The 19740-nt window shown below is 68.4% G+C and carries 12 protein-coding genes and 1 pseudogene; 6 read left to right on the forward strand and 7 right to left on the reverse strand.

The window, feature by feature from the left end; all coding sequences use genetic code 11:
- The first annotated feature begins 188 nt into the window (after window positions 1–188).
- Complete coding sequence (locus tag QNO09_RS11430) at window positions 189–2021, forward strand: pyridoxal phosphate-dependent aminotransferase (protein WP_283970008.1); 1833 nt, start codon at window positions 189–191, stop codon at window positions 2019–2021.
- An 87-nt stretch (window positions 2022–2108) separates the two neighbouring features.
- Here QNO09_RS11430 and QNO09_RS11435 read toward each other — a convergent pair whose 3' ends face one another.
- The 3 genes from QNO09_RS11435 to QNO09_RS11445 form a co-directional block, all read right to left on the reverse strand.
- Window positions 2109–3545: a family 43 glycosylhydrolase gene (locus tag QNO09_RS11435; RefSeq protein WP_283970009.1), complete on the reverse strand. Its 1437-nt coding sequence runs from the start codon at window positions 3543–3545 to the stop codon at window positions 2109–2111.
- Window positions 3527–4519: an arabinan endo-1,5-alpha-L-arabinosidase gene (locus QNO09_RS11440; RefSeq protein ID WP_283970010.1), complete on the reverse strand. Its 993-nt coding sequence runs from the start codon at window positions 4517–4519 to the stop codon at window positions 3527–3529. The genes QNO09_RS11435 and QNO09_RS11440 overlap by 19 nt, the downstream gene beginning before the upstream one ends.
- Before the next feature lie 142 nt (window positions 4520–4661).
- A complete protein-coding gene (locus QNO09_RS11445) occupies window positions 4662–5120 on the reverse strand; it encodes an ATP-binding protein (RefSeq protein WP_283970011.1) in 459 nt (152 codons plus the stop codon).
- A gap of 130 nt (window positions 5121–5250) precedes the next feature.
- On the opposite strand from QNO09_RS11445, the gene QNO09_RS11450 reads away from it, so the two are divergent.
- On the forward strand, window positions 5251–6093 hold the full coding sequence (locus tag QNO09_RS11450) for a helix-turn-helix domain-containing protein (protein ID WP_283970012.1): 843 nt from the start codon (window positions 5251–5253) through the stop codon (window positions 6091–6093).
- Window positions 6090–6272, forward strand: coding sequence for a DUF397 domain-containing protein (locus tag QNO09_RS11455; RefSeq protein WP_283970013.1), 183 nt, complete (start codon window positions 6090–6092; stop codon window positions 6270–6272). The genes QNO09_RS11450 and QNO09_RS11455 overlap by 4 nt, the downstream gene beginning before the upstream one ends.
- A 90-nt stretch (window positions 6273–6362) precedes the next feature.
- Here QNO09_RS11455 and QNO09_RS11460 read toward each other — a convergent pair whose 3' ends face one another.
- Complete coding sequence (locus QNO09_RS11460) at window positions 6363–6914, reverse strand: YciI family protein (protein WP_283970014.1); 552 nt, start codon at window positions 6912–6914, stop codon at window positions 6363–6365.
- On the opposite strand from QNO09_RS11460, the pseudogene QNO09_RS11465 reads away from it, so the two are divergent.
- Window positions 6903–7156: pseudogene (locus QNO09_RS11465) on the forward strand (alpha/beta fold hydrolase); the annotation flags it as partial. The gene QNO09_RS11460 and the pseudogene QNO09_RS11465 overlap by 12 nt on opposite strands.
- A 244-nt stretch (window positions 7157–7400) precedes the next feature.
- Here QNO09_RS11465 and QNO09_RS11470 read toward each other — a convergent pair.
- Both QNO09_RS11470 and QNO09_RS11475 read right to left on the reverse strand, forming a co-directional pair.
- Window positions 7401–7967: a hypothetical protein gene (locus tag QNO09_RS11470; protein ID WP_283970015.1), complete on the reverse strand. Its 567-nt coding sequence runs from the start codon at window positions 7965–7967 to the stop codon at window positions 7401–7403.
- Window positions 7961–14878 (reverse strand): RHS repeat-associated core domain-containing protein, encoded by a 6918-nt coding sequence (locus QNO09_RS11475; RefSeq protein ID WP_283970016.1) that lies wholly within the window; start codon window positions 14876–14878, stop codon window positions 7961–7963. The genes QNO09_RS11470 and QNO09_RS11475 overlap by 7 nt, the downstream gene beginning before the upstream one ends.
- A gap of 348 nt (window positions 14879–15226) precedes the next feature.
- Between QNO09_RS11475 and QNO09_RS11480 the strand changes: the two genes are divergently transcribed.
- Together QNO09_RS11480 and QNO09_RS11485 are read left to right on the forward strand one after the other, a co-directional pair.
- Complete coding sequence (locus tag QNO09_RS11480; protein WP_283970017.1) at window positions 15227–18301, forward strand: FG-GAP repeat domain-containing protein; 3075 nt, start codon at window positions 15227–15229, stop codon at window positions 18299–18301.
- Between the two features lie 130 nt (window positions 18302–18431).
- The gene (locus QNO09_RS11485; RefSeq protein ID WP_283970018.1) at window positions 18432–18827 is read left to right on the forward strand and encodes a hypothetical protein; all 396 of its coding nucleotides are present in this window, start codon (window positions 18432–18434) and stop codon (window positions 18825–18827) included.
- A gap of 75 nt (window positions 18828–18902) precedes the next feature.
- Here QNO09_RS11485 and QNO09_RS11490 read toward each other — a convergent pair whose 3' ends face one another.
- On the reverse strand, window positions 18903–19556 hold the full coding sequence (locus QNO09_RS11490; protein ID WP_283970019.1) for a DUF4360 domain-containing protein: 654 nt from the start codon (window positions 19554–19556) through the stop codon (window positions 18903–18905).
- Window positions 19557–19740 lie beyond the last annotated feature (184 nt).

Raw genomic sequence — 19740 nt, forward strand, 5'->3', positions numbered from 1 at the left:
AGGCCTCACGAAACCGAGGCCACTGACGCCCCTTCACAGGAAGGGCACACGTTCCGACCGTTTTCCCGACGCTTGAACGGTGCCACCGTGGTCTCCGTATGAATGGGCGGCCCGCGCTCCCCCGCGCGGGCCGCCCTTGAACGTCGGGCCCGTCCGTCCCCAACGGGCCCGCCCCATACGGAGGTTCCATGGCCGACAACGTCACGTCGCTGTTCCGCAGTACCGCGGCACACAGCCCGTCGATGGCGGCTCTGACCCGTGAGGGCGGCGAGGGTGCCGGCCCCGTGGACTTCTGTATCCCCTGCAACCCGTACTTCCCGACCCCGGCCATGTTCGAGGACATGGCGGGCCGGCTGCGCGACATCATCACGTACTACCCGAGCAGCGCCGACACGATCACCGCCGAGCTGTGCAGCCTGCTCCAGCTGCCCCCGCAGTGCGTGGCCATGGGCAACGGCTCGACCGAGCTCATCACCTGGATCGACCACCTGCTGGTGCGCGAGTCCCTCGCCGTCCCCGTCCCCACCTTCGGCCGCTGGACCGACCAGCCCATGGAGACCGGCAAGCGGGTCGACATGTTCCCGCTCCAGGAGTCCAGCGGCTTCGCCCTCGACCTCGCGCAGTACGCCGAGTTCATCCGGGCCCGCGGCACCCGCGTCGCGGTGATCTGCAACCCGAACAACCCCGACGGGGGCTTCCTCCACAAGCATGCCGTCGTGCAGTTCATGGACGCCATGGCCGACCTCGACCTGATCGTCGTCGACGAGTCGTTCCTGGAGTTCGCGGACGCCGAGGCCGAGCCGTCCGTCGTCCAGGAGGCGATGCTGCGGCCCAACGTGGTCGTGCTGCGCAGCCTCGGCAAGAACTTCGGCCTGCACGGCATCCGCTTCGGCTACCTCGTCGCCAACCCGGCGCTGGCGGGCCGGGTCCGCTCGATGCTCCCGAAGTGGAACCTCAACTCCTTCGCCGAGCACGTGGTCTTCATGCTGAAGGAGCACGGCGCCGAGTACGCGCAGAGCCTGCAGCAGGTGCGCCGCGACCGGCTCGACATGTCCGGCCAGCTCTCCTCCCTGCCCGGGCTGACGGTCTACCCGTCGCAGGGCAACTTCCTCTTCGTGCGCCTCCCCGTGGGCGCCGAGGGCACCGTCGTCCGGGACCGCATGCTCACCGAGCACCGCATCCTGGTCCGCGAGTGCGGCAACAAGATCGGTTCGTCCAGTCGCTTCCTGCGTCTCGTGGTGCGCCCCCAGGTGGACGTGCGTCGCCTGGTGTCCGGCCTGGAACAGGTGCTCTACGGGACGTCCAGGAGGGGAGCCGCCGTACCCGAGCCGGGCAACGGGACCAGCTACAGCTCGGGTACGGCGGCCGTGGACCGTCTGGTGAGCGAGACGAACGGGTCGGGCATGCGGGGGCTCGCGGCGCAGGCGATGGGGATGGCCGCGGTTCCGGCCGCCGCCGGGGGGCCGGGACTCGCCGCGGCTCCGGCTGCCGCGAGCGCCGGGGCGGGCGGCCCGGGGTTCTCCCCCGCGCCAGTGCCCGCGCCCGCGGCCGCGAGTACCGGTGTGGGCGGGGGGCCGGGGCTCGCCCCGGCCACCGCCCCCGCTCCGACCACCGGCATCGGCATGCCGCTCCCCGCCGCCGCGTCCGCCGTACCGGCGGGCACGACCGGTGGGATGCCGATGCCGGCTGCGGCGCCGATGCCCCAGCCGCAGATACCGCAGCCCCAGCCCCAGATGCCGCAGCCGGCTCCCCAGCCGATGGCCGCCCCGGCACCGCTCCTGGCGCCCGCCGCCCAAGCCCCGGCGCCGGTCCCTGCTCCGGCGCCGGTCCCTGCCGCCGTGCCCGCGCCGACGCCGATGGCCGCCCCGTTCACCGGGCCCACGCCGCCCGGTGTCCCGGCCCGTGGCGGCCTGACGGCGGCGCAGGTGCGGGGGACGAACGGGCTGACGCCGGCGCCCGCCACGGGGTGGCCCGCCGCGCAGAGCTGGCCCAACGCGGCGGGGATGGGTCAGGCCGGGTAACGCCTCAGCGCCGTAGGTGGTTTCCGCGACCGGGCGAGTGCGGGTCCGTCGGGGTTGTTCGCGCAGTTCCCCGCGCCCCCCAGGGACTCACACCGCCGTCAGTTTCCACTGCTGGCAGGCGTTGTTCAGCCAGGACCACTGGCGTACATCGGCGCTGTCCGCCGTCGAGCAATCGGCGACGTCCGCCACCTTCCCCGTGGCCTTGTTGACGATGCGGACGAAGCCACCGTCCGTGGCCACGAACTGGTACCGCTGGCAGGTGTTGTTCAGCCAGGACCACTGGCGCAGGTCGGCGCCGTCGGCGGCCGAGCAGTCGGCGGTGTCCAGCACCTTGCCGGTGGCGACGTTCACCAGACGGTGGGTGTCGTCGCCGAGGTCCTCCAGGCGCCAGCGCTGGTTGGCGTTGCCGTTGCAGGAGTACTGCCGGACATCGGCCCCGTCCGCCCCCGAGCCGCCTGCCACATCCAGGCACTTGCCGCTGTTGCGGTTGGTGACGGTGTAGGTCGTCGACGCGGTCGCCGGCTCACCCGACGGGCCGGTCATGCTCGCCCCCAGCCGGACGGGCGTACCGAGGTTCGGCGTGCCGTCGGAGTTCCACGTGAACTTCTGCGCCCGGGTCGTACGGCCGTTGTCGCAGCCATCGGAGGCGGAGTCGTTGGCGTGGTAGACGATCCAGTTCTCACGGCCGTCGGGTGAGGTGAAGAAGCCGTTGTGGCCGGGTCCGTACACCCCGTTGGCGTCACTGCGCTGGAAGACGGGCGTGGATTTCTTGGTCCAGGAGGAGGCGGACAGCGGGTTGGAGCCGGTCAGCTCCAGTTGGCCGAGTTTGTAGTCGGGCGTCCAGCAGCCACTGGCCGAGTAGATGAGGAAGGTGCGGCCGTTTCGCTGCAATACCTCCGCTCCCTCGTTGACCGTCCCGCCCTGCCGTTCCCAGGCGTGCGTCGGTGTCGAGATCGTCGAGTAGGAGCCGCTGACGGTGTAGGGGTTGGACATCGGGGCGATGACAAGGTTCTGTGTGCCGCCGGTGATCGCGCTGCCCAGCATGTACAGCCGGCCGCCCACGTTCAGCACGCTCGGGTCGAGCATCCAGGCGTTGCTGAGCTGCCCCTTGTAGGTGTACGGCCCCATGGGGTCGGAGCCGGCGCTCTCCAGCACATGGCTGCGCTGCGTCGGGTTGTAGTCGGACACGTTCTGCCCGGCGACGTAGTACAGGTACCAGCGGCCGTTCAGGAAGTGCAGCTCCGGCGCCCAGATGTTGCAGCAGCGGGAGGCGGCGTCGCCCTTCCACACCTGGACGCTGGGCGCGGTCGAGAGCCCGGCGAGGGTGGTGGACTTGCGGATGGTGATGACGTCGGTCCAACTCGTCGTCACCAGGTAGTAGTTGCCGTCGTGGTACGAGATCCAGGGGTCGGCGCCCTTGACGGACTTGACCGGGTTGGCGAAGGAGGCGGCGCTCGCGGAGGGCTGGCCGAGGCTCAGCGCGAGCAGCAGGGCCGCCAGCAGGGTCAGTAGGCGACGGGCCATCCGCTACTCCAGTTCAAGAGGTTGATGCCGAGCTTGGGCGTGCCGTTGGCGTTGCCGTCGTAGTAGTGGTAGACGATCAGGTCGCCGTCGGCGTCCTTCAGGATCGACTGGCCGCCGGGGCCGATGACGCTGCCGTGCGACTCCAGGACGGGCGTGCCGCCGTTGTTCATCAGGTCGACGCCGTTCTTGTCGCGGTACGGCCCGGTGATGCTGGAAGCGCGGCCGACCTTGACCTTGTACGTCGAGCTGGTCCCGGCGCAGCAGGTGTCGTACGAGGCGAAGAGGTAGTAGTAGCCGCCCCGCTTCACGATGAAGGGCGCTTCCACAGCCTTGGTCCCGGTGGGGCGGGAGGCGAGCGAGTGGCGGGTGGTGTTGGAGGAGAGCTGCTTCCCTGTGGACGGGTTGATCTGGATCATCTTGATCCCGGTCCACCAACTGCCGAACGACAGCCACCACTTGCCGTCGTCGTTCACGAAGAGGTTCGGGTCGATGGCGTTGAAGTCGCTGGAGGAGTTCGACGTGTAGACGGTGCCCTGGTCGGTCCAGCTGCCCGGCTGACCGGTGCTGGAGGTGGCGAGGCCGATGGCGGAGGTGTTCGAACCGAACTTGGAGACGGAGTAGTACATCAGGTACCTGCCGCCGTGGTACGAGATGTCCGGAGCCCAGGCCTCCGGCACGGAGGAGTAGTTCCGCCACCAGCCCGGCCTGTTGCCGAAGGCGTCGGCACTGTTCCTGAACGCGGTGCGGTCGCTGGACGCCTTGCCGGAGATGCCTCCACCGGTGGCGTACAGCAGGTACTGCCCGGACGACGTGCGGATCATCGACGGGTCGTGGGTGACGACGTCGCCGGTGACCCGGCCGGGGTTGGGGTAGGCGGACGCCGTGCTCGGGAGGAGTGCCAGGAGGGCGGCGGCGGGGAGGGCGAACAGGGCGGTTCGCCTGCGGAGGGTGCGGGTGCGGGGACTGCGGCTCATGCGGGTCATCTCCTTGCGGTGGGGGTGAAGAGCCGTTCGGCTTTTCGAACAGCGATCGCAAGTTCGAACGGACCGTAGAATCGAACGTCTTACGCGTCAATGGTTCGCGCAGCAACAACTGCGCGGACCGTCGAAGTTCACCTCAGGATCCCGGCAGGAGTCCGACCTCGGCACGTACGGTCTTGCCGGGCGCCGGCTTCCGTTCCAGGACCTCCCACCGGTCGGCGAGCGCGGCGACGAGGACCAGTCCCCGGCCGTGTTCGTCGAGGGAGCCCGGCCGCGCCACGCCGCGCGGCCCCGGCGGACTCGGCGGCCCACTGTGCGTGTCGGTCACCTCGACACGGACGCTGCCGCCGACGACCGACAGCCGCAGCTCGAAGTCCCTGCCCGGCACGCGCCCGTGCGTCACGGCGTTGGCGGCCAGTTCGGCGACGATCAGGGCGACGGCGTCGGAGGCGTCCGAGCCGTGGGGGATGCCCCAGGTGTGCAGCCGGCCGACGGCCAGGTGCCGGGCGAGGCGAGCGCCGCGGGGAGTGGCACTCAGGCGCTGCGCGAACACACGTACGGTGACGGTGGGTTGGGGAGTGGCAGGTGCTGTCATGCGGCCAATGTCCCGCGCCGGGACCCTCTGCGCGAGGTCAAAGCCGCGTACGCCGGTGCGGCGTACGCGGTCACGGACTGGACAGTACCGGTGACGTGCCGTAACCATGACGCGCGGGAGGTGATCGACGGTGGTCGATGGCGTGGTGGGGGCGGGAACGGGCGGCGAGCCGGAGTCGTCGGACAGCCTGCGGACGTTCGGGGCGGTGGTCCAGGGCTTGCGCGAGCACGCGGGGCTGAGCCGGGAGGAGTTCGGCGAGCTGGTGAGGTTCTCCAAACACACGGTGGCTTCCGTGGAGTTGGGGAGGCGGATGCCGGATCCGGTGTTCGTGGAGCGGGCGGAGGAGGCCCTGGGAAACACGGGGGCGTTGCAGAGGGCAGCGCAATGCCTGGCCCGGCAGCCGGGACTCGCGGCGTGGTTCCGCCAATGGGCTCGGCTGGAGAAGACGGCGATCGCCCTCTACACGTACGAGTCCCGCATGGTGGCGGGTTTGTTGCAGACGGAGGCGTACGCGCGGGCGATGGCTCTCGACCATCTGCCGCCCTTGGGCGACGCGGAGATCGATGAACGATGGGCCGCCCGAGCCGAACGACAGAAGCTGCTGCGGGAACGCCTCGACACGGCGTTCGGGTTCATCCTGGAGGAACAGGTGTTCCTGCGGCGCACCGGCGGGGCGGATGTCACCCGAGGCCTCATCGACCAAGTGCTGGAAGTCGCGCAGTTGCGGAACGTCGAGATCCAGATCATGCCGCTCGTGCAGGAGTCGCACACCGGCATGCAAGGGCCCTTCCAACTGCTGGAGACGCCGGAGAACCAGTGGTTCGCCTACACCGAAGGACAGGAGAGTGGCCAGCTCATCGCCGACCGGAAAGTGGTCAGCGTGCTCCAGAGGCGGTATGCCAGGATGCGTTCACAGGCACTCACCATGCAGGACTCAGTGAGCCTGCTGGAGCGGATGCGAGGAGACCTATGAACACGTCCGACATGACCTGGCGCAAGTCCAGTCACAGCAGCAGTGCTTCCGGCGACTGCCTGGAAATTGCCACCCGCCCCCACACCGTCCACATCCGCGACTCGAAGAACAAGCAGGGCCCCCAGCTCACCCTCTCCCCCACCGCCTGGTCCGCCTTCCTCACACACGCCTGCAAGTAACGGTCGGGGCCGCCCGCTTCCTGGCCGGTATCGTGCTTCCACGGCACGCGGCCCCGGCCTCAACCGTCTCTCACTGCGCTGAGCCCCTCGTCACCGCCGCCCGCCGAACTCCCACGCGTGCACCTCGATGCCCGCGTACCGCCCCTGGTGGGCCAGCACGGCACGCGCCGCCTTCGCGTCCGGGGCCCGCACCAGCGCTGCCGTCCCCACCCACACGGCACCATCGTCGGACAGCAGCGGCCCGTAGGCGATCAGCTCGTCCGGGTCGTACGGCACATCGAGGTCGAGGGCCGCCCCCGAGCCGAAGCCGAGCACCAGGAACCGTTTCCCGCCGCTCGACCCACCGGGGAACTCCCACATGGTCCGCCCCAGCAGATTGCGCCACCGCCGCAGCAATACGTCCCGGTACACCCCTGCCTGGTGGTTGGGCTCGTCGAAGGCGAACGCCCGCGCGTCGACGGAGTCCGGCAGATCGACGATGTGCACACTGCCCGTGGGCGTCTCATCGTCATCGGCGAAAGTCGGCCCACGGGCGATCAACTCCGCCTCATACCGGTCCATGTAGGCCCAGTGCGCTTCCCCCAACTCCTCACGCAAGGGCAGGGAACCGGGGCGGTCGCGGTGGTAGCAGAAAAACTCCATGGCTCATCCAACCTCGGGACCATGCGCGAACTCCTGTTGGACGTGAGGGTTCCCCGCACCTTCCTGCCCCCCGAGTCCGACGGCCCGCTCCCGGGCGCCGACGCGCTCACCGAGGCGGGCGTGTCCGTCGTCGCGATCCCCGACTGCGGCCACAACATCATGCTGGATAACCGGAGGACTTCGCCGCCGCCATTGCCGTCGCGCTCACACCAAGGACCGAGTCCCAGTCAAGCGGAACCTGAGTCAGGCCGTTTCCGGACGTCCTCCAGCCGCTCCCGCCCCGCAGCCACATTTCGCGCCCTGCGACCTGAGAACGACGTTGAGGGCGACCTTCCCACCAACGGAATCGCAACGGCTCGCTACTGAAAGGCATCCTCTGCTATTGAAAACCCAGATGCCCCACCGGTTACGGGTGGGGCATCCGCTGTCATTCAGTCAGCGCTGGGAAGATCTCCTGCGAGCTATAAGAATCAAGACCAGCGCGACTCACCTTGAGGTGAGTTCAACCAGTCTTGCGCGCGCCTGCTCCCGCGCCCGCTCTCTCATGAACTGAAGGAGATCGTGATCACCCGGATCGTCAGACCCGCACACGGAGGCGATGTCGGCACGTTGATTTCCGAGTTCGATTTCATATCGGTCCACTCCGTCGGCCAGCTCTTCGGAAACGAATTCCGCAGAGTTGAGAGCATGGTTCGAGCAGCTGACCGCATCCACGATGCTTCCGGTTTCCCGGTACTTTGCGGCGTAATACAAAGTGGCCGCTGCATCATACGCGTACGCCAGCAATCCTGACGGCTCCTCCTCACCCACCAACTCCGGAAGAGCACCGAGCTTTTCGACCTTCTCGCCCCAAGAGGCCTGAGATTGAGGTTTCCAGAGCAGGTCCAGGCAGTCAATCGCAGATTCGACGTCCAGCGATCTCGTCGCGTCCATACCGACAACGCCGGTGAAGAGTTGAGCCATCCGCTCCGCGCACGATGCGACGAAGGTACGGATCTGACTTGGACTCGCATTCTGCATGAACTCTGTGATGACCGGCTCGGAGCTCACCATTTGAACGTCCTCACCTTTGTCCCCGATTCGTTCTGGTACACGCGGCCAGTGATTCTACCACCACTAGCTCGAATGAGCGGCGCACACGTATGGCTGCACACACTCCTTGAGGCACCTCCTGCGATAGGAGACCATCCCATTTGGTTGATGAACAGAAGCGCATTCTGTTCCGCATGTGCACCGGGAATGTTGCGAGCAGGCAACTCCACACCATTGAGCATTGCTTTCTGCGCCCTGTTCAGGCCACGACCGCTGCCAGCAACCACGTGAACCACGCCGCGAGGGGTCTGAGCACTGACGACGGCGACAGTGGACTTCTCCATAGCCATGTCGCTTCCGGCCTGAGCATGGATTTCGGACGCTCGGTCAGCCAGGGCCTGGGCATCACCACAGTTGTGGACGAGGACAAGAGTGGTCCTAGCGAGCACATAAAAGGTGCGCGCCTCGGTGACCGTGAGGTTGTGGACCGTGGCCTTGCCCGCAGTCCAAGCCTTCACCGCCCCGACCTGCACCCACGTCCCCGAGGACGTCTGCAGCCACTGCCCGGCCTTCAGTTCACCGGCGTCGATCCACTCCCGCAGGGACGGGACCCAGAAGGGGTGGCCCTCTGTGGCTGTGATCGTCGTGGTCTTCGTTCCCGACTTGGACGACGCGCCGTCGTGGATCGACAGCGTCACCTTCACCAACCGCTTGGTGCCGTTGCCGATGATCGTCGCCGTCGCCGTCTGGATCGACGTACGGCCCGTTTTCGGGTCGGTGGCGACGACCTTGTCGCCGACCTTGACCTTCTCGATCGGCTTGGTCGAGCCATCCGCCATCAGGACCCGGGTGCCGGGGACGAAGCTGTTCGCCGACTCGCAGCCGATGTTCTGAGCCTCGTCCTTGGCCGTTTCCTTGGCCTCGTCCCGTACTTCCCGTGCGACCTTCTTCACCGCCCGCTTCACCTGCGACGGCTTCGGACGCGCCTTCGGCTGTGAACGAGGTTTGGCGCGCGGTTTCGGGCGGGCCGCCGCCTTGCGGGCCGCCGCCCGGCGAGCTGCCGCCTTGCGAGCCGCCGCACGTGCCGCGCGGGCACGCGCCTGCGCCGCCGCGCGACGGGCAGCCGCGCGTTTGGCAGCAGCACGGGCCGCCGCCCGCTTCGCCGCCGCCCGCTTCGCCGCCGCCGCCTTCCTCGCCGCTTCCCGGCGGGCCTTCGCCGCCGCGCGCTTGGCGGCTTCGAGCGCCCGCTTGCGTGCGAGTGCCGCCGCGCGTCGGGCCGCAGCCTGGGCCGCCTTGCGTGCCGCGATGATCGCGGCCCGTCGAGCGGCCGCGCGGATCGCGGCCTGGATAGCGATGCGAGCCGCGATGCCGATCAGGATCGGGAAGAACTCGCCCGTGGGGTCGGAGAAGGTCGCCGGTGCGTTGTTGCTGTAGGCGTACGGGTTCATCGTGGCCGGCTGGCCGTAGTCGACCATCGGGTCGACCGAGATGAACCGGCCCGTCACCGGGTCGTAGTCACGGGCGCCCAGGCGGGTCAGCCCCGTGTCCGGGTCGACCGTGCCGCCGACGAAGCCCCGCTGTCCGGGCCAGTCGGTGGGCTGCTGCCCCCGTGCCTCACCGAACGGCATCGACTTGCGGCGCGTGACACCCATGGCCGGGTCCACCATGTCCACGACCGTGTGGGACGTGCCGTGGTGGTCGGAGATCATGAGCTCGCGTATGCCGCCGGTCGCCCGGACCGTGGTCATGCCGTCCGGGTGTGCGTAGAAGCGTTCCGCCTTCGCCGTCATGTTGTCGGCGCTGACCGTCAGCTCCGCCTCGCCGAGGTACAGGGTGCGGCTGCCGTCCGCGCCGGTGCGGATGAGGCGTTCACCGTCCGCGCCGTACAGGTACGACGTGGTCTTCGTGCCGCCGCCCTCGACGGGTTCGGTCACCTTGCGCAGCTGGCCCTCGACGTCCCATTCGAGGGACTGTTCGGTGCCGCCGTGCTGGCGTTTGGTGGTGTTGCCTGCCTTGTCGTAGGAGAACGTGTTCAGACGTTCGCCCTGCGGGCCGACCGATTTGATCTCCGCCAGCGCGTTGGGGCCGCCGACGCCCGGCTTGCCGTAGGTGTAGGTGCGCTTGACGTCCTTCGCCGTGTCCCCGGTCGGGTCGTGCTCGACGAGTTCCTTGCGGTTGCCCGCCTCGTCGTACGTGTACGACTGCCAGTACGCCTCCGGGCCGCCGACCGTGCTCTTCGACGGACCGGTCGTACAGTCGTCCGTCTTCGCCGACCAGACCGAGGTCATCTGCCGCAGCTGGTCGTAGACGAAGCACTGCGTGTCCGTGCCGCCCGCGTCGCCCACCGCGGCACCGGGCACGTCGGTGATCTTCTTGACGTTGCCGGCTTCGTCGTAGCCGTAACGGGTCTCGCTGATACGGGCGGGAGCGAGGGAGCGGTCGAAGGTCGCCGTCTGGAGGCGACGGGTGAACTCGTCGTAGGTGTAGGTACCGTGAACGCGTTTGGCGGCCGGGCCCGCGTCCGTGCGCAGGATCTCGCCGAAGGCGGAGTACTCGACGTCGGCGAGGTACGTGGACGCGCCGCCGATGGCGATGGGCAGGTCATCGGAGTTGTAGCGGAAGACGACCTTCTCGGTCACCAGGCCGCCCATCCCCGGGACTTCGGCCCAGAACAGGTTGCCGGTCGGCGTGTAGTCGTAGCGGTAGGTGTACGTGCCGGCCAGGCCGATCTCGGCTTCGGGGATCACCGTCTTCGACGACTTCACGCGGTAGGCGTTGTCATACTCGGTGACCTCCTCCCGGTACTCGCGTCCGCCGTCGTAGCGGATCGCCGCCGTGGGCAGGCCCTTCACGAGCGTGTCGTACGTCCACTCGACGCGCTTGGGACCGGTCTCGCTGTCCTCGCGCAGGGCGGTCGGCCGCCCGCCTTCGTCGTACGTGGTGACCAGCGTCCGCTCGAAGGGGTCGGTGGTCGCGACCACGTTGTCGGTGGCGTCGTACCGCATCTTGGTGCGACCACCGTCGGGGTCGATGACCACGGTCTGACGGCCGCGCTTGTCGTACTCGAAGGAAGTGGCGGCACCGCCGGGTGCAGTGACCTTCCTCAGGTTGTCGAGGTCGTCGTACTCGTAGACCGTGTCGCGCCACTTGGTGCGTTCGGTGTTCGTGTACTCGCGCAGCCGCTCGGTGCGGCCCTCCGCGTCCTCGAAGACGGTCGTGACCGTGTCGCCCTTGGGCGGGATGGTCGTGGTGGCGTCGCCGTCCCGTTCGGTCGTGGTGCGGACCTTCTCGGTGCCGTGGTTGTAGGTGATCTCGGCACTTGGCTGGCCCAGGCCGTCGAAGTGGGTGCGGTTCTGCGACGGTACGTCGTTGTCGGCGACCGGGAGCAGCTTGGCTTCGGGTTCGGCCTTGTTGTAGTAGCCGTCATTTTCCTTCCATTTGCGGCCCGCTGAGTCGTAGAAGGAGTCGTTGACGATCCGGCCCGCACCGACCGCCTCGTCCTGCGTCTGCCGCTCCCGCAGCAAGCCGTCGAGGATCTCGTAGGAAACGGCGTAGTCGCCGTTGTCCTTGAGCGTGCGGGTGGTGACGATCGTCGGGCCCGCGCTGCCGCGCAGGGTGTAGTCGTATGTGGCCGTGGGCGTCTGCTTGACGGGATCGCGGTCGATCTCCCACACCTTCAGGAGCCGGCCCAGCGGGTCGTACTCCATGGTGGCCCGCTTGCCGTTGGTGTCCTCCTCGGTGAGCGGCATACCGCGGACGTCGTCGAAGACGGTGGTCTCCGTGTGGCCCAGCGGGTCGGTGGAGACCTGCTTGAGCGGGCGCACCACGGTCTTGGGGGTGAACTCGACGGACGTCTTGCGGTTGTCCGCGTCCCACGTGGCGATCTCACGGCCGTGGATGTCGTACTCGGTCCGGTCGATGGTGAGGTAGCCGTCGCCGGAGCCGTTGAGCTCCTGCACCTCGGTCGGCAAGCCCTTGGTGGGGGCCGCTCCGAAGGCCCGGTTGTCGTACAGCGTGCGGGTGTCCTCGACGACCTCGCCGCCCGTGCTCCCGCAGGCGCCGAGCACAGTCCGCTCGCGGGACTCCGACTCCATCATGTGGGCTTCGGCGTTACGGGCGTAACTGACCGTGGAGCAGCGAAGTTTGCCGCCCGTGGTCTTCTCCTCCACCTGGTACGGCAGGCCGAAGCTGTCGTACTTGGTGGTCTCGGTGGAGGTGCGCCAGGTGTCGCCCTTGACCCGCTCGCGGCTCCGGACGGTCTCGGGACGGGTCATCCACGCCTCGAGCGCCGTGTTGCCGGGCCGGGCCCGGGTGGCCGTCTTCACAGCCCAGGGGGTGGTCACGGTCGCCGAGTCGACGGGGCCGCCATCGGACTCGTAGGTGATCTGTTCGAGCAACTGGCCCTGGTACTGGGGCAGGTCGTCGTACGTCTTGCCCTCGCTGTCGGTGACCTGCGTGGTGCGGGTACCGGAAGGCAGCTTGTCACCGTGCAAGCCACGGAAGTAACGGTGCTCGGTGAGCTGCTTGACGTCCTTGCCTGCGCCGAGACGGGTGCGGACCCGTTCGTAGCCGCGGTACTGCGACCAGGTGCGGTGCTTGTTCTCGGTGAACTCGCTGTCGTCGTGGGCCCAGCCGGGCTTGCCGACGAACTCGTAGCTCGTCACCTTGGCGGGGCTGTCGGTGACGAGGTCCTCTTCGCTTACCTCGGTGGCGACGTACTTGTGGAACCAGTCCTTGACCGGCTTGAGCGCACCCTTCGGCGTCCAGTACTGCGGGAAGCAGCGCATGGTGTTGGACTCGGGCGCCGCCGGCATCTTCCTCGGCTCCAGTGCCTGGCACTCGCGCGGCGAGTAGGTGACGCCGATGCGTCCGCCGCTCTCGGTGTCGATGGCGTGGATGCGCAGGCGGGAGAAGGGCGGCAGGCCCTCCACGCCGTCGACACGGTTGTCCATCTGAGTGCCGGCGAACGTGACCTTGGGCATGGCGGCGGTGCCGTCCGCCCCGTGTCCCGTACGGGTGATGGAGTTCAGCCAGAGGGCCGGTGAGGTGCCGTCACCGGTGGACGGGTAGGACTGTTCCAGCGTCCAGGAGTCGACGGTGTTCAGCGCGCCGCCGGAGAGCACCTGGGTGGTGATCTTCTCCAGGCGCTTGGTGGTCCAGAACGTCGGGGAGTACTTGTCGGTGCACTTGGCACCGGAGGCGCAGGCCTGGTCCAACGGGACGTCCGGCCAGTGCTTGGCGTTGGCGGTGGTGCGCTTGGACTCGGCGCAGTCGAAGGTGCTGGTGGGTACGCAACGCTCGGCCGTCTTGAAGGCGACGCGTCCCGCGGGCTGGACGCCGAAGAGCTTGTCGTGCCGCAGGCCGTAGTCGATGCGGTCGAGCTGGGCGGAACGGTCGTAGGAGATCTGCTGGTCGGCCTTCATGTTCTGGCCGTAGTAGTTCTTCCACTTGGCCCACCACAGGGTCATGGCGTCGCCGAGCGGGTCGACGACGTAGTCCAGGTTCCAGCGGTAGCCCTGGGCGCAGTCCGAATCCATGAAGGCGGTGGCGTGGCACGGCTCGGTCGGATGGTTGCCGAACACCGGGACCGTGAGGGCTGAGTTCGTGACCGCACCGTCGGTTGCGCCGGGCAGTTTGTTCAGACCGAAGTGGTACCGGGTGCCGTCGGTCGTGGTCAGGACCCAGTACTCGCCGTCCTTGGTGCCGTTCGCGGCGCCCTTCTTGTGTTCCAGGCGCGAGCCGTCGTCGTCGGCGGGGCGCCACTCGTCGGTGCCGTCCTTCTTGACGAGTTCGGTGGTGTTGCCGCCGAGGGACATCACGACGTGGTCGGATCCCCAGCAGAGGTCACCGCTGTCACCGGTGTTGTTGGGCTTGTGCTCCTTGCCGCTCTCGTCCTTGATCGGCGCCTTGTCGTCGGAGCAGGATCGGTAGCGGCGCTCGATGAAGCCGGGTTCGTAGTCCCAGCCCTCGGCGATCCAGGAGGACTGCCCGTTGGTGGAGGCGGTGCGGCCGTCGACGGCCTGCGAGGAGTAGGAGAGCTCGACCTCCGGCTGCGGGCCGCCGGGCACCTCGGGTGCCTCGATCGGGTACGTCCACGAGAAGCCGCCGGACGAGGAGCCAGCCATCCAGGATCCGGACGGGGACAGCGAGGTGGCCTCGTGGCTGCCGCCGGGCCCGGAGGCGGCGGCGGTCGCGGCGAGCACGGTAGGGGCGGCGCTCGCGGTGGCGAGGTCGACCGTGGCGGTCACCTTCTGCTCCGCCGGGTCGTTGGCCCCGGTCAGTTCGGTGCGGTCACGGCAGCCGTCCTTCTCCGGCGTGGTCAGCGCACAGGAAGGGAGCTGCACAAGACGGAGCCGGGAGCCCCAGTCACCGCCGTAGGTGTCCTTGAACGACGAGTAGTCCAGCTCGATCTCGACCGAGCCGGAGGCTGCGGGTGCCAGACCATCGCGCGCGGGGGCTGCGGTGAGGAGCAGGCCCTGAACACCGGCCTTGCGGGCAGCGGCCGCGTCCTTGACTTGCATCTGGACGGCGGTGCCGGCGTCGGCGGTCTCCCGCTCGGGGGCGCGGCCACTGATGCGGACACCGTGGCGCAGTTGGGTCTCGGGGACCTGACGGGCCTTCACCACGCCGGTCTGTACGGCGGTCGGCTTCCGCAGTCCGGAGTCGTCGGTCGCGAGCGGCGCCTGCTTCGGGAGGCGGTCTCTGGTGTCGGTGACGAGGGTGGTGAAGGTGCGGGCCGGAACCCTGCCGGCCTCGGGCCGCCAGTCGGCGGCGGCGGCGTCGTTGTGTGTCTTGGTGCGCTTCTTGCTGAACTCCCGCCCGGGTACGGACGGGTCGCGCTTCACCTCGGAGATCCGGGTACGGCCTGAGGCGGCGCTGGCGTCGTCGGGTATGAGCCCGACGAACATCACGAGCCCTACGAACACGGACACGGATCTGTGCCAGTATCCGAAGTAGCGTAACTGTCTTATCAATTCGTCCATTGAAGGACTTCCCCCCTTACTCTGCGTGATCGACTGATCAACGGTCAGACGGTAAGCGCTCTCGATCACGCTGACAAGTAAAGGGAACGCAATGCGACCATCCCCACTTCGCTCAGAAAACGGCAAAGACTTCACACTAGGCGCGGGTACTGTTCGGGCGACTCTTGCCCGCGTGAGCGGGCTCACAGCTGCCCTCGTGAAGGGGGTGGCACGGCGACGAATCGGGGGAATTCGGCCATGCCAGACAGATTACGAAGACGCCGTTCGACCGGGCGCTCCGCGCGGTGTGCTCTCACGGTGGTGCTCGTCGGAAGCGCACTCGGGCTGACACCGCTGACGACCGCCTCGGCCGAACCGGCTTCCGCCCCCGCGGCCGCGAACGCCGAGGGACAAGCGCTCCAGCGGGCCGCCCGCACCGGCGAGGCCGTGGAGGTGATATCGGCCCGCACCGAGACCAGCGAAACCCACGCACTGCCCAACGGCAATCTGCGGCACACCCAACACACGCTCCCCGTGCGCGTGAAGCGCGAGGACGCCTGGACACCGGTGAACACGACGCTCACTGAGGCGGGCGGCCGCATCTCACCCAAGGCGACACCGGGTCGGGTCACTTTCTCCGCCGGAGGCGACAACCGGCTCGTCACCCTGTCCGACCGGGGTGGCTCCCTCTCGCTGACCTGGCCCGGTGACCTGCCCGAGCCCACTGTCGAGGAGTCGACGGCCACCTATAGCGAGGTCTTCCCCGGAGTCGACCTGGCGGTACGGGCGAGTGTGGACGGTTTCAGCCAGGCACTGATCGTCAAAACGCCTGAGGCGGCCGACCGGCCGGAACTGAAGGAGATCGGCTTTGGGCTGCGCACCGAGGGCCTGGAGCTGCGCAAGGACGCCGATTCCCGCACGCTCAGCGCCGTCAACGCCGCCGGACAGACGGTGTTCGCCTCGTCGACGGCCCGCATGTGGGATTCCTCCGGCAGGGAGCCGGAGTCGGCTGCGGGCACGAGTACGGGTGCGGGTGCGGGCGCCGTGCGCACGGCGGGTGTGAACGCCGCTAGGAGCGAGCCGAGTTCCCCCTCACCGCTGACACCGGGCACGAAGAGCAGTGAGGTCGGCGTCGAGGTGACGGACACGCAGGTCGTCCTGCGACCGGACCAGCAACTGCTCGACGCTCCGGACACGACGTACCCCGTCTACATCGACCCGCGCATGACCGGTACCCGAGAGGCGTGGACGATCGCCTACAAGCCGCACCCCACCGACAGCTACTGGAACGGGACCGGCTGGAACGGGAAGACCACGGACGAGGCGCGCGTCGGCTACGAGCACTCCACCAACGGCACGGCACGCTCCTTCTTCCGGGTGGGTTCCAAGTTCCTGGCGGGTGTGAAGGTCGTCGACGCCCAGTTCCAGATCACCGAGACCCACTCGTGGTCCTGCACGCCCAAGCCGGTCGAGCTGTATCTGACCGGTCCCATCAGCTCGAAGACCACGTGGAAGGAGCAGCCTTCCTGGTCCACGCTGCAGGACCGCCGTAACTACGCGCATGGCAACGAGGACCACGGTTGTCCGAACAAGCCGGTCGACTTCACCGCCAAGGACGCGGCGGTCAAGGCGGCTGTCGGCAAGTGGGCGAACATCACGTTCGGGCTGCGTGCCCCGCGTGCCGCGGAGGAGGGTAAGGACGAGTACAGCTGGAAGAAGTTCAAGCCGGACGCCAAGCTGATCGTCGAATTCAACCGGCCGCCGAAGGCACCGTGGGCCCTCGATACGATCCCAAGCACCAAGGTCGGCACCACTCAGTGCGGCAACGGGTCGTCGTACGTGACCGTGGGCAACACGGACGTGAGACAGACCGCGCAGGTGTGGGATCCGGACGGCGGCGGCGTCAACGTCCAGTTCCACCTGTGGCCGACCGGCAAGCACGCCGCCTCGCCCGGCATCGTCTTCGACGAACGGGTGAAGGTCACGGTCAAGGCCGGTAACTCCAAGGGTGCTCAGGCGCGGGTCGTCGTTCCCAAGGCCCTGCTCGACAAGTACAAGGGCGCGAGCAACGGGCAGTTCTCCTGGAAGGCACAGGCCGAGGACACCACCGACGCTTCGCTGGCCTCGGACTGGACCCCGACGCAGGGCGCGGCCGGGTGTCGCTTCGGTTTCGACCCGCAGGCGCCGACGGTGATGCCGAAGGTGACCTCAGCGGACGGCCTGTACCCCGAGACCCCGCCCGGCGACGAGCCGGTGGAGGGCGCTCTGGCGCGCACGGAAGCCGTGTTCGAGTTCAGCGCCAACGGCGTGGCCGACACGGTGAGGTATACCTGGGGCCTGGACCGAACCCCGCCGAGCGAGCCGACGGACGAGAAGCCCGTCAAGGGGGGCTCCGTAGAGCAGAAGGTGACGCCACTCACCCCCGGGCCGCACACGCTTTACGTGCGGGCTTACGACGTGGGTGGCAACCCTGGACCGGTCTACCCCTACCGCTTCTACGTCAAGAGTCCCGGAGTCACCGACAAGCCGGGCGATGTGAACGGTGACGGTCGGCCCGACATGCTCGCCGTCGACGGTACGGACAATCTGCGCCTCTACGGCGGCACGGGCGGCGGTGCGGTGGCGACGATGGTGCCCCTCTCCTCCGGAGGTGGCTGGAGCGGCGCACAGCTGACCCATCGGGGCGACTGGGACGAGGACCTCTACGAGGATCTGGTGGCCCGCCGCGAAGGCAGACTGTGGTTCTACCCGAACAACGGTCAGGGCGAGTTCACCGACGACACCCGCCAGGAGGTCACGATCCTCGGCGCCTCCGAGGAGCCGGGTGGGCTCACCAGCACCGCGGACATCGACCAGATCGTCTCGGTCGGAAACATCACGAACGACTCCGAGGCGAGCTACCCCGACTTCGTCGCGGTCATCGGGGACCAGCTCTGGTTCCTGCCCGGGTACTTCGGCCAGACGCTCAGCTCGGGCTATCTGATCGGCGCGTCCGGCTGGAGCAAAATGCACCTCGCCTCCCCCGGTGATGTCGACGGTGACGGCTTCACCGACCTGATCGCCCGTAACCGCGGCACAGGAGAGGTTTGGCTCTATCACGGCCGCAGCACCGGGGACGCGGACGCCGACGGGGTTCCGGACGGCGGAACCGACCCGGCCTCGCTGGGCTCGGCCGCCAACCGGACGGCGTACGCCACCGGGTGGACCCCGACCTCCCGCCCGCTGCTCACCGCGTCGGGCGACTCCGACGGCGACGGTGTTCCGGACCTGTGGACCACGACGGCGAACACCACGGCAGGCCTGGAGTTCGTGCCAGGACGCAAGAGCGGCCTGCACGGACCGCCCGTCGTGGTCGGCGGAGGTGGCTGGCAGGGCATCAAGGCGATCTCCTGAACGACGCCGGGGACCGGCTCCCGCTCCGGCCCTCGGCGCACGCGCGTCAGAGAGTCCCGTCCGTACACACCGGTGGGCCCCGGCGGCCCAACCTGGGCCCACCGGCTCGCAAAGGGGGAGGGCCGCCGCCATGCGGTACGCACGATTCGTCAAGGGCGCCGTCACCGCCACCGCCGCCACCGCCGTCTGTCACACGCTGATGACCGCCGGCTACGCCTGGGCCCGCGGCAAAGCGGCGGCGGGCGAGGCGACGATCTTCGCCGGCGCCTTCGAGTGGTTGGTGACCACGGCCGGCACCTGGGCTCTCATGCCCCTCCTGCTGGGAGCCGGGATGCGCGCCATGCGGGAGCGCGGCAACACCACGCTGATGGTCAGCGGCGGACTGCTCTGGGCGTTGCTCTCGCTGTCCGTGGTCGACGAGATCGACGGCCCGGGCCGGTCCATGCCGCTGCCCTTCCTCGCCTTCTACGTACTGGCCGGGACGGGACTGGCCGGGGCCGGGGGCCGTACGGGACGCCGAGGCTAGGGGTGTCCGGAACACCTTGTTCCGGAACACCTTGTGAGGGGCGGCCCGCCGGTCGGCGGGCCGTCCCTCACCCCGTCACGACTTCTTCGGGCACTCCTTCCACGCCAGGTGGTACACCGTGCTGATGTCCCCGTCCGTGGAGTCCATCGTCATGAAGCTGACCTTGTCGGCCGACTGGGTGCCCGCGTTGACGCGGAGTTCGGTGTTGATGTTGAAGTTGCGCTGGACTCCGCAGGGCGCGTAGACCAGTTGGGCCCAGTCGGTCTCGTCGGTGGCCTGCCAGTTGTCGTTGAGGGGGCCGCTGAAGGGGTGGTTCTTGTACACCGTGCTGGGCGAGCCCTGGAAGTAGTACGAGGCCCGCTGGCTCGCGCTCGCCCCGGGCTGGAGGGCGGCGAAGCCCCGGTAGTCCGCGCTCGCGATGGCGTAGGTGAAGCCGCCGGGGACGTGGACGACCAGGCTGAGCTGGCAGTTCCGGCGGAACGCGGTCGGGTCGGAGTTCCCGCCCGCCTGGGCGAGGTAGTCGCTGTAGGTCACCGTGAACGCCGTGTTGTCCTCGGAGACGGCGACCGCCGCCGTGCCCTGCGGGCAGCCGGAGCCGTTCACCGTGGCGACCTTGATGACGATCTTGTCCGGGGGCGGGTCGTCGAACCCGGAGGACGGGGATTGCGCGGGAAGTGCGCTGGTGAGCAGCGCGGCGATCGCGCCGCTCAGGAGCAGGCCACCGGCCATGGTTCTCCCATTCCGTTCGTGGGGGGTGGATCACGAAGGTGATTGAACATGCACATGTCAAAACAACGGCATGCACACCCCCGACCTGTGGCCATTCCATGAAGGAGATGTGAAGAGCGGGGGCGGTCGCATCGTACGCAGGACGGCAGGGGTGGGCCAGGTCGCTGTCCGGCCATTCACACTG

Origin of the sequence: Streptomyces sp. 378 (assembly GCF_030124145.1) — a bacterium.
In the GTDB taxonomy this organism is placed as follows: domain Bacteria; phylum Actinomycetota; class Actinomycetes; order Streptomycetales; family Streptomycetaceae; genus Streptomyces.

What these genes read in the sequence shown, in the direction of transcription:
- QNO09_RS11430 (WP_283970008.1), top strand. Translation starts at nt 189, where the DNA reads ATGGCCGACAACGTCACGTCGCTGTTCCGCAGTACCGCGGCACACAGC.
- QNO09_RS11435 (WP_283970009.1), bottom strand. Translation starts at nt 3,545, where the DNA reads ATGGCCCGTCGCCTACTGACCCTGCTGGCGGCCCTGCTGCTCGCGCTG.
- QNO09_RS11440 (WP_283970010.1), bottom strand. Translation starts at nt 4,519, where the DNA reads ATGAGCCGCAGTCCCCGCACCCGCACCCTCCGCAGGCGAACCGCCCTG.
- QNO09_RS11445 (WP_283970011.1), bottom strand. Translation starts at nt 5,120, where the DNA reads ATGACAGCACCTGCCACTCCCCAACCCACCGTCACCGTACGTGTGTTC.
- QNO09_RS11455 (WP_283970013.1), top strand. Translation starts at nt 6,090, where the DNA reads ATGAACACGTCCGACATGACCTGGCGCAAGTCCAGTCACAGCAGCAGT.
- QNO09_RS11460 (WP_283970014.1), bottom strand. Translation starts at nt 6,914, where the DNA reads ATGGAGTTTTTCTGCTACCACCGCGACCGCCCCGGTTCCCTGCCCTTG.
- QNO09_RS11470 (WP_283970015.1), bottom strand. Translation starts at nt 7,967, where the DNA reads ATGGTGAGCTCCGAGCCGGTCATCACAGAGTTCATGCAGAATGCGAGT.
- QNO09_RS11485 (WP_283970018.1), top strand. Translation starts at nt 18,432, where the DNA reads ATGCGGTACGCACGATTCGTCAAGGGCGCCGTCACCGCCACCGCCGCC.
- QNO09_RS11490 (WP_283970019.1), bottom strand. Translation starts at nt 19,556, where the DNA reads ATGGCCGGTGGCCTGCTCCTGAGCGGCGCGATCGCCGCGCTGCTCACC.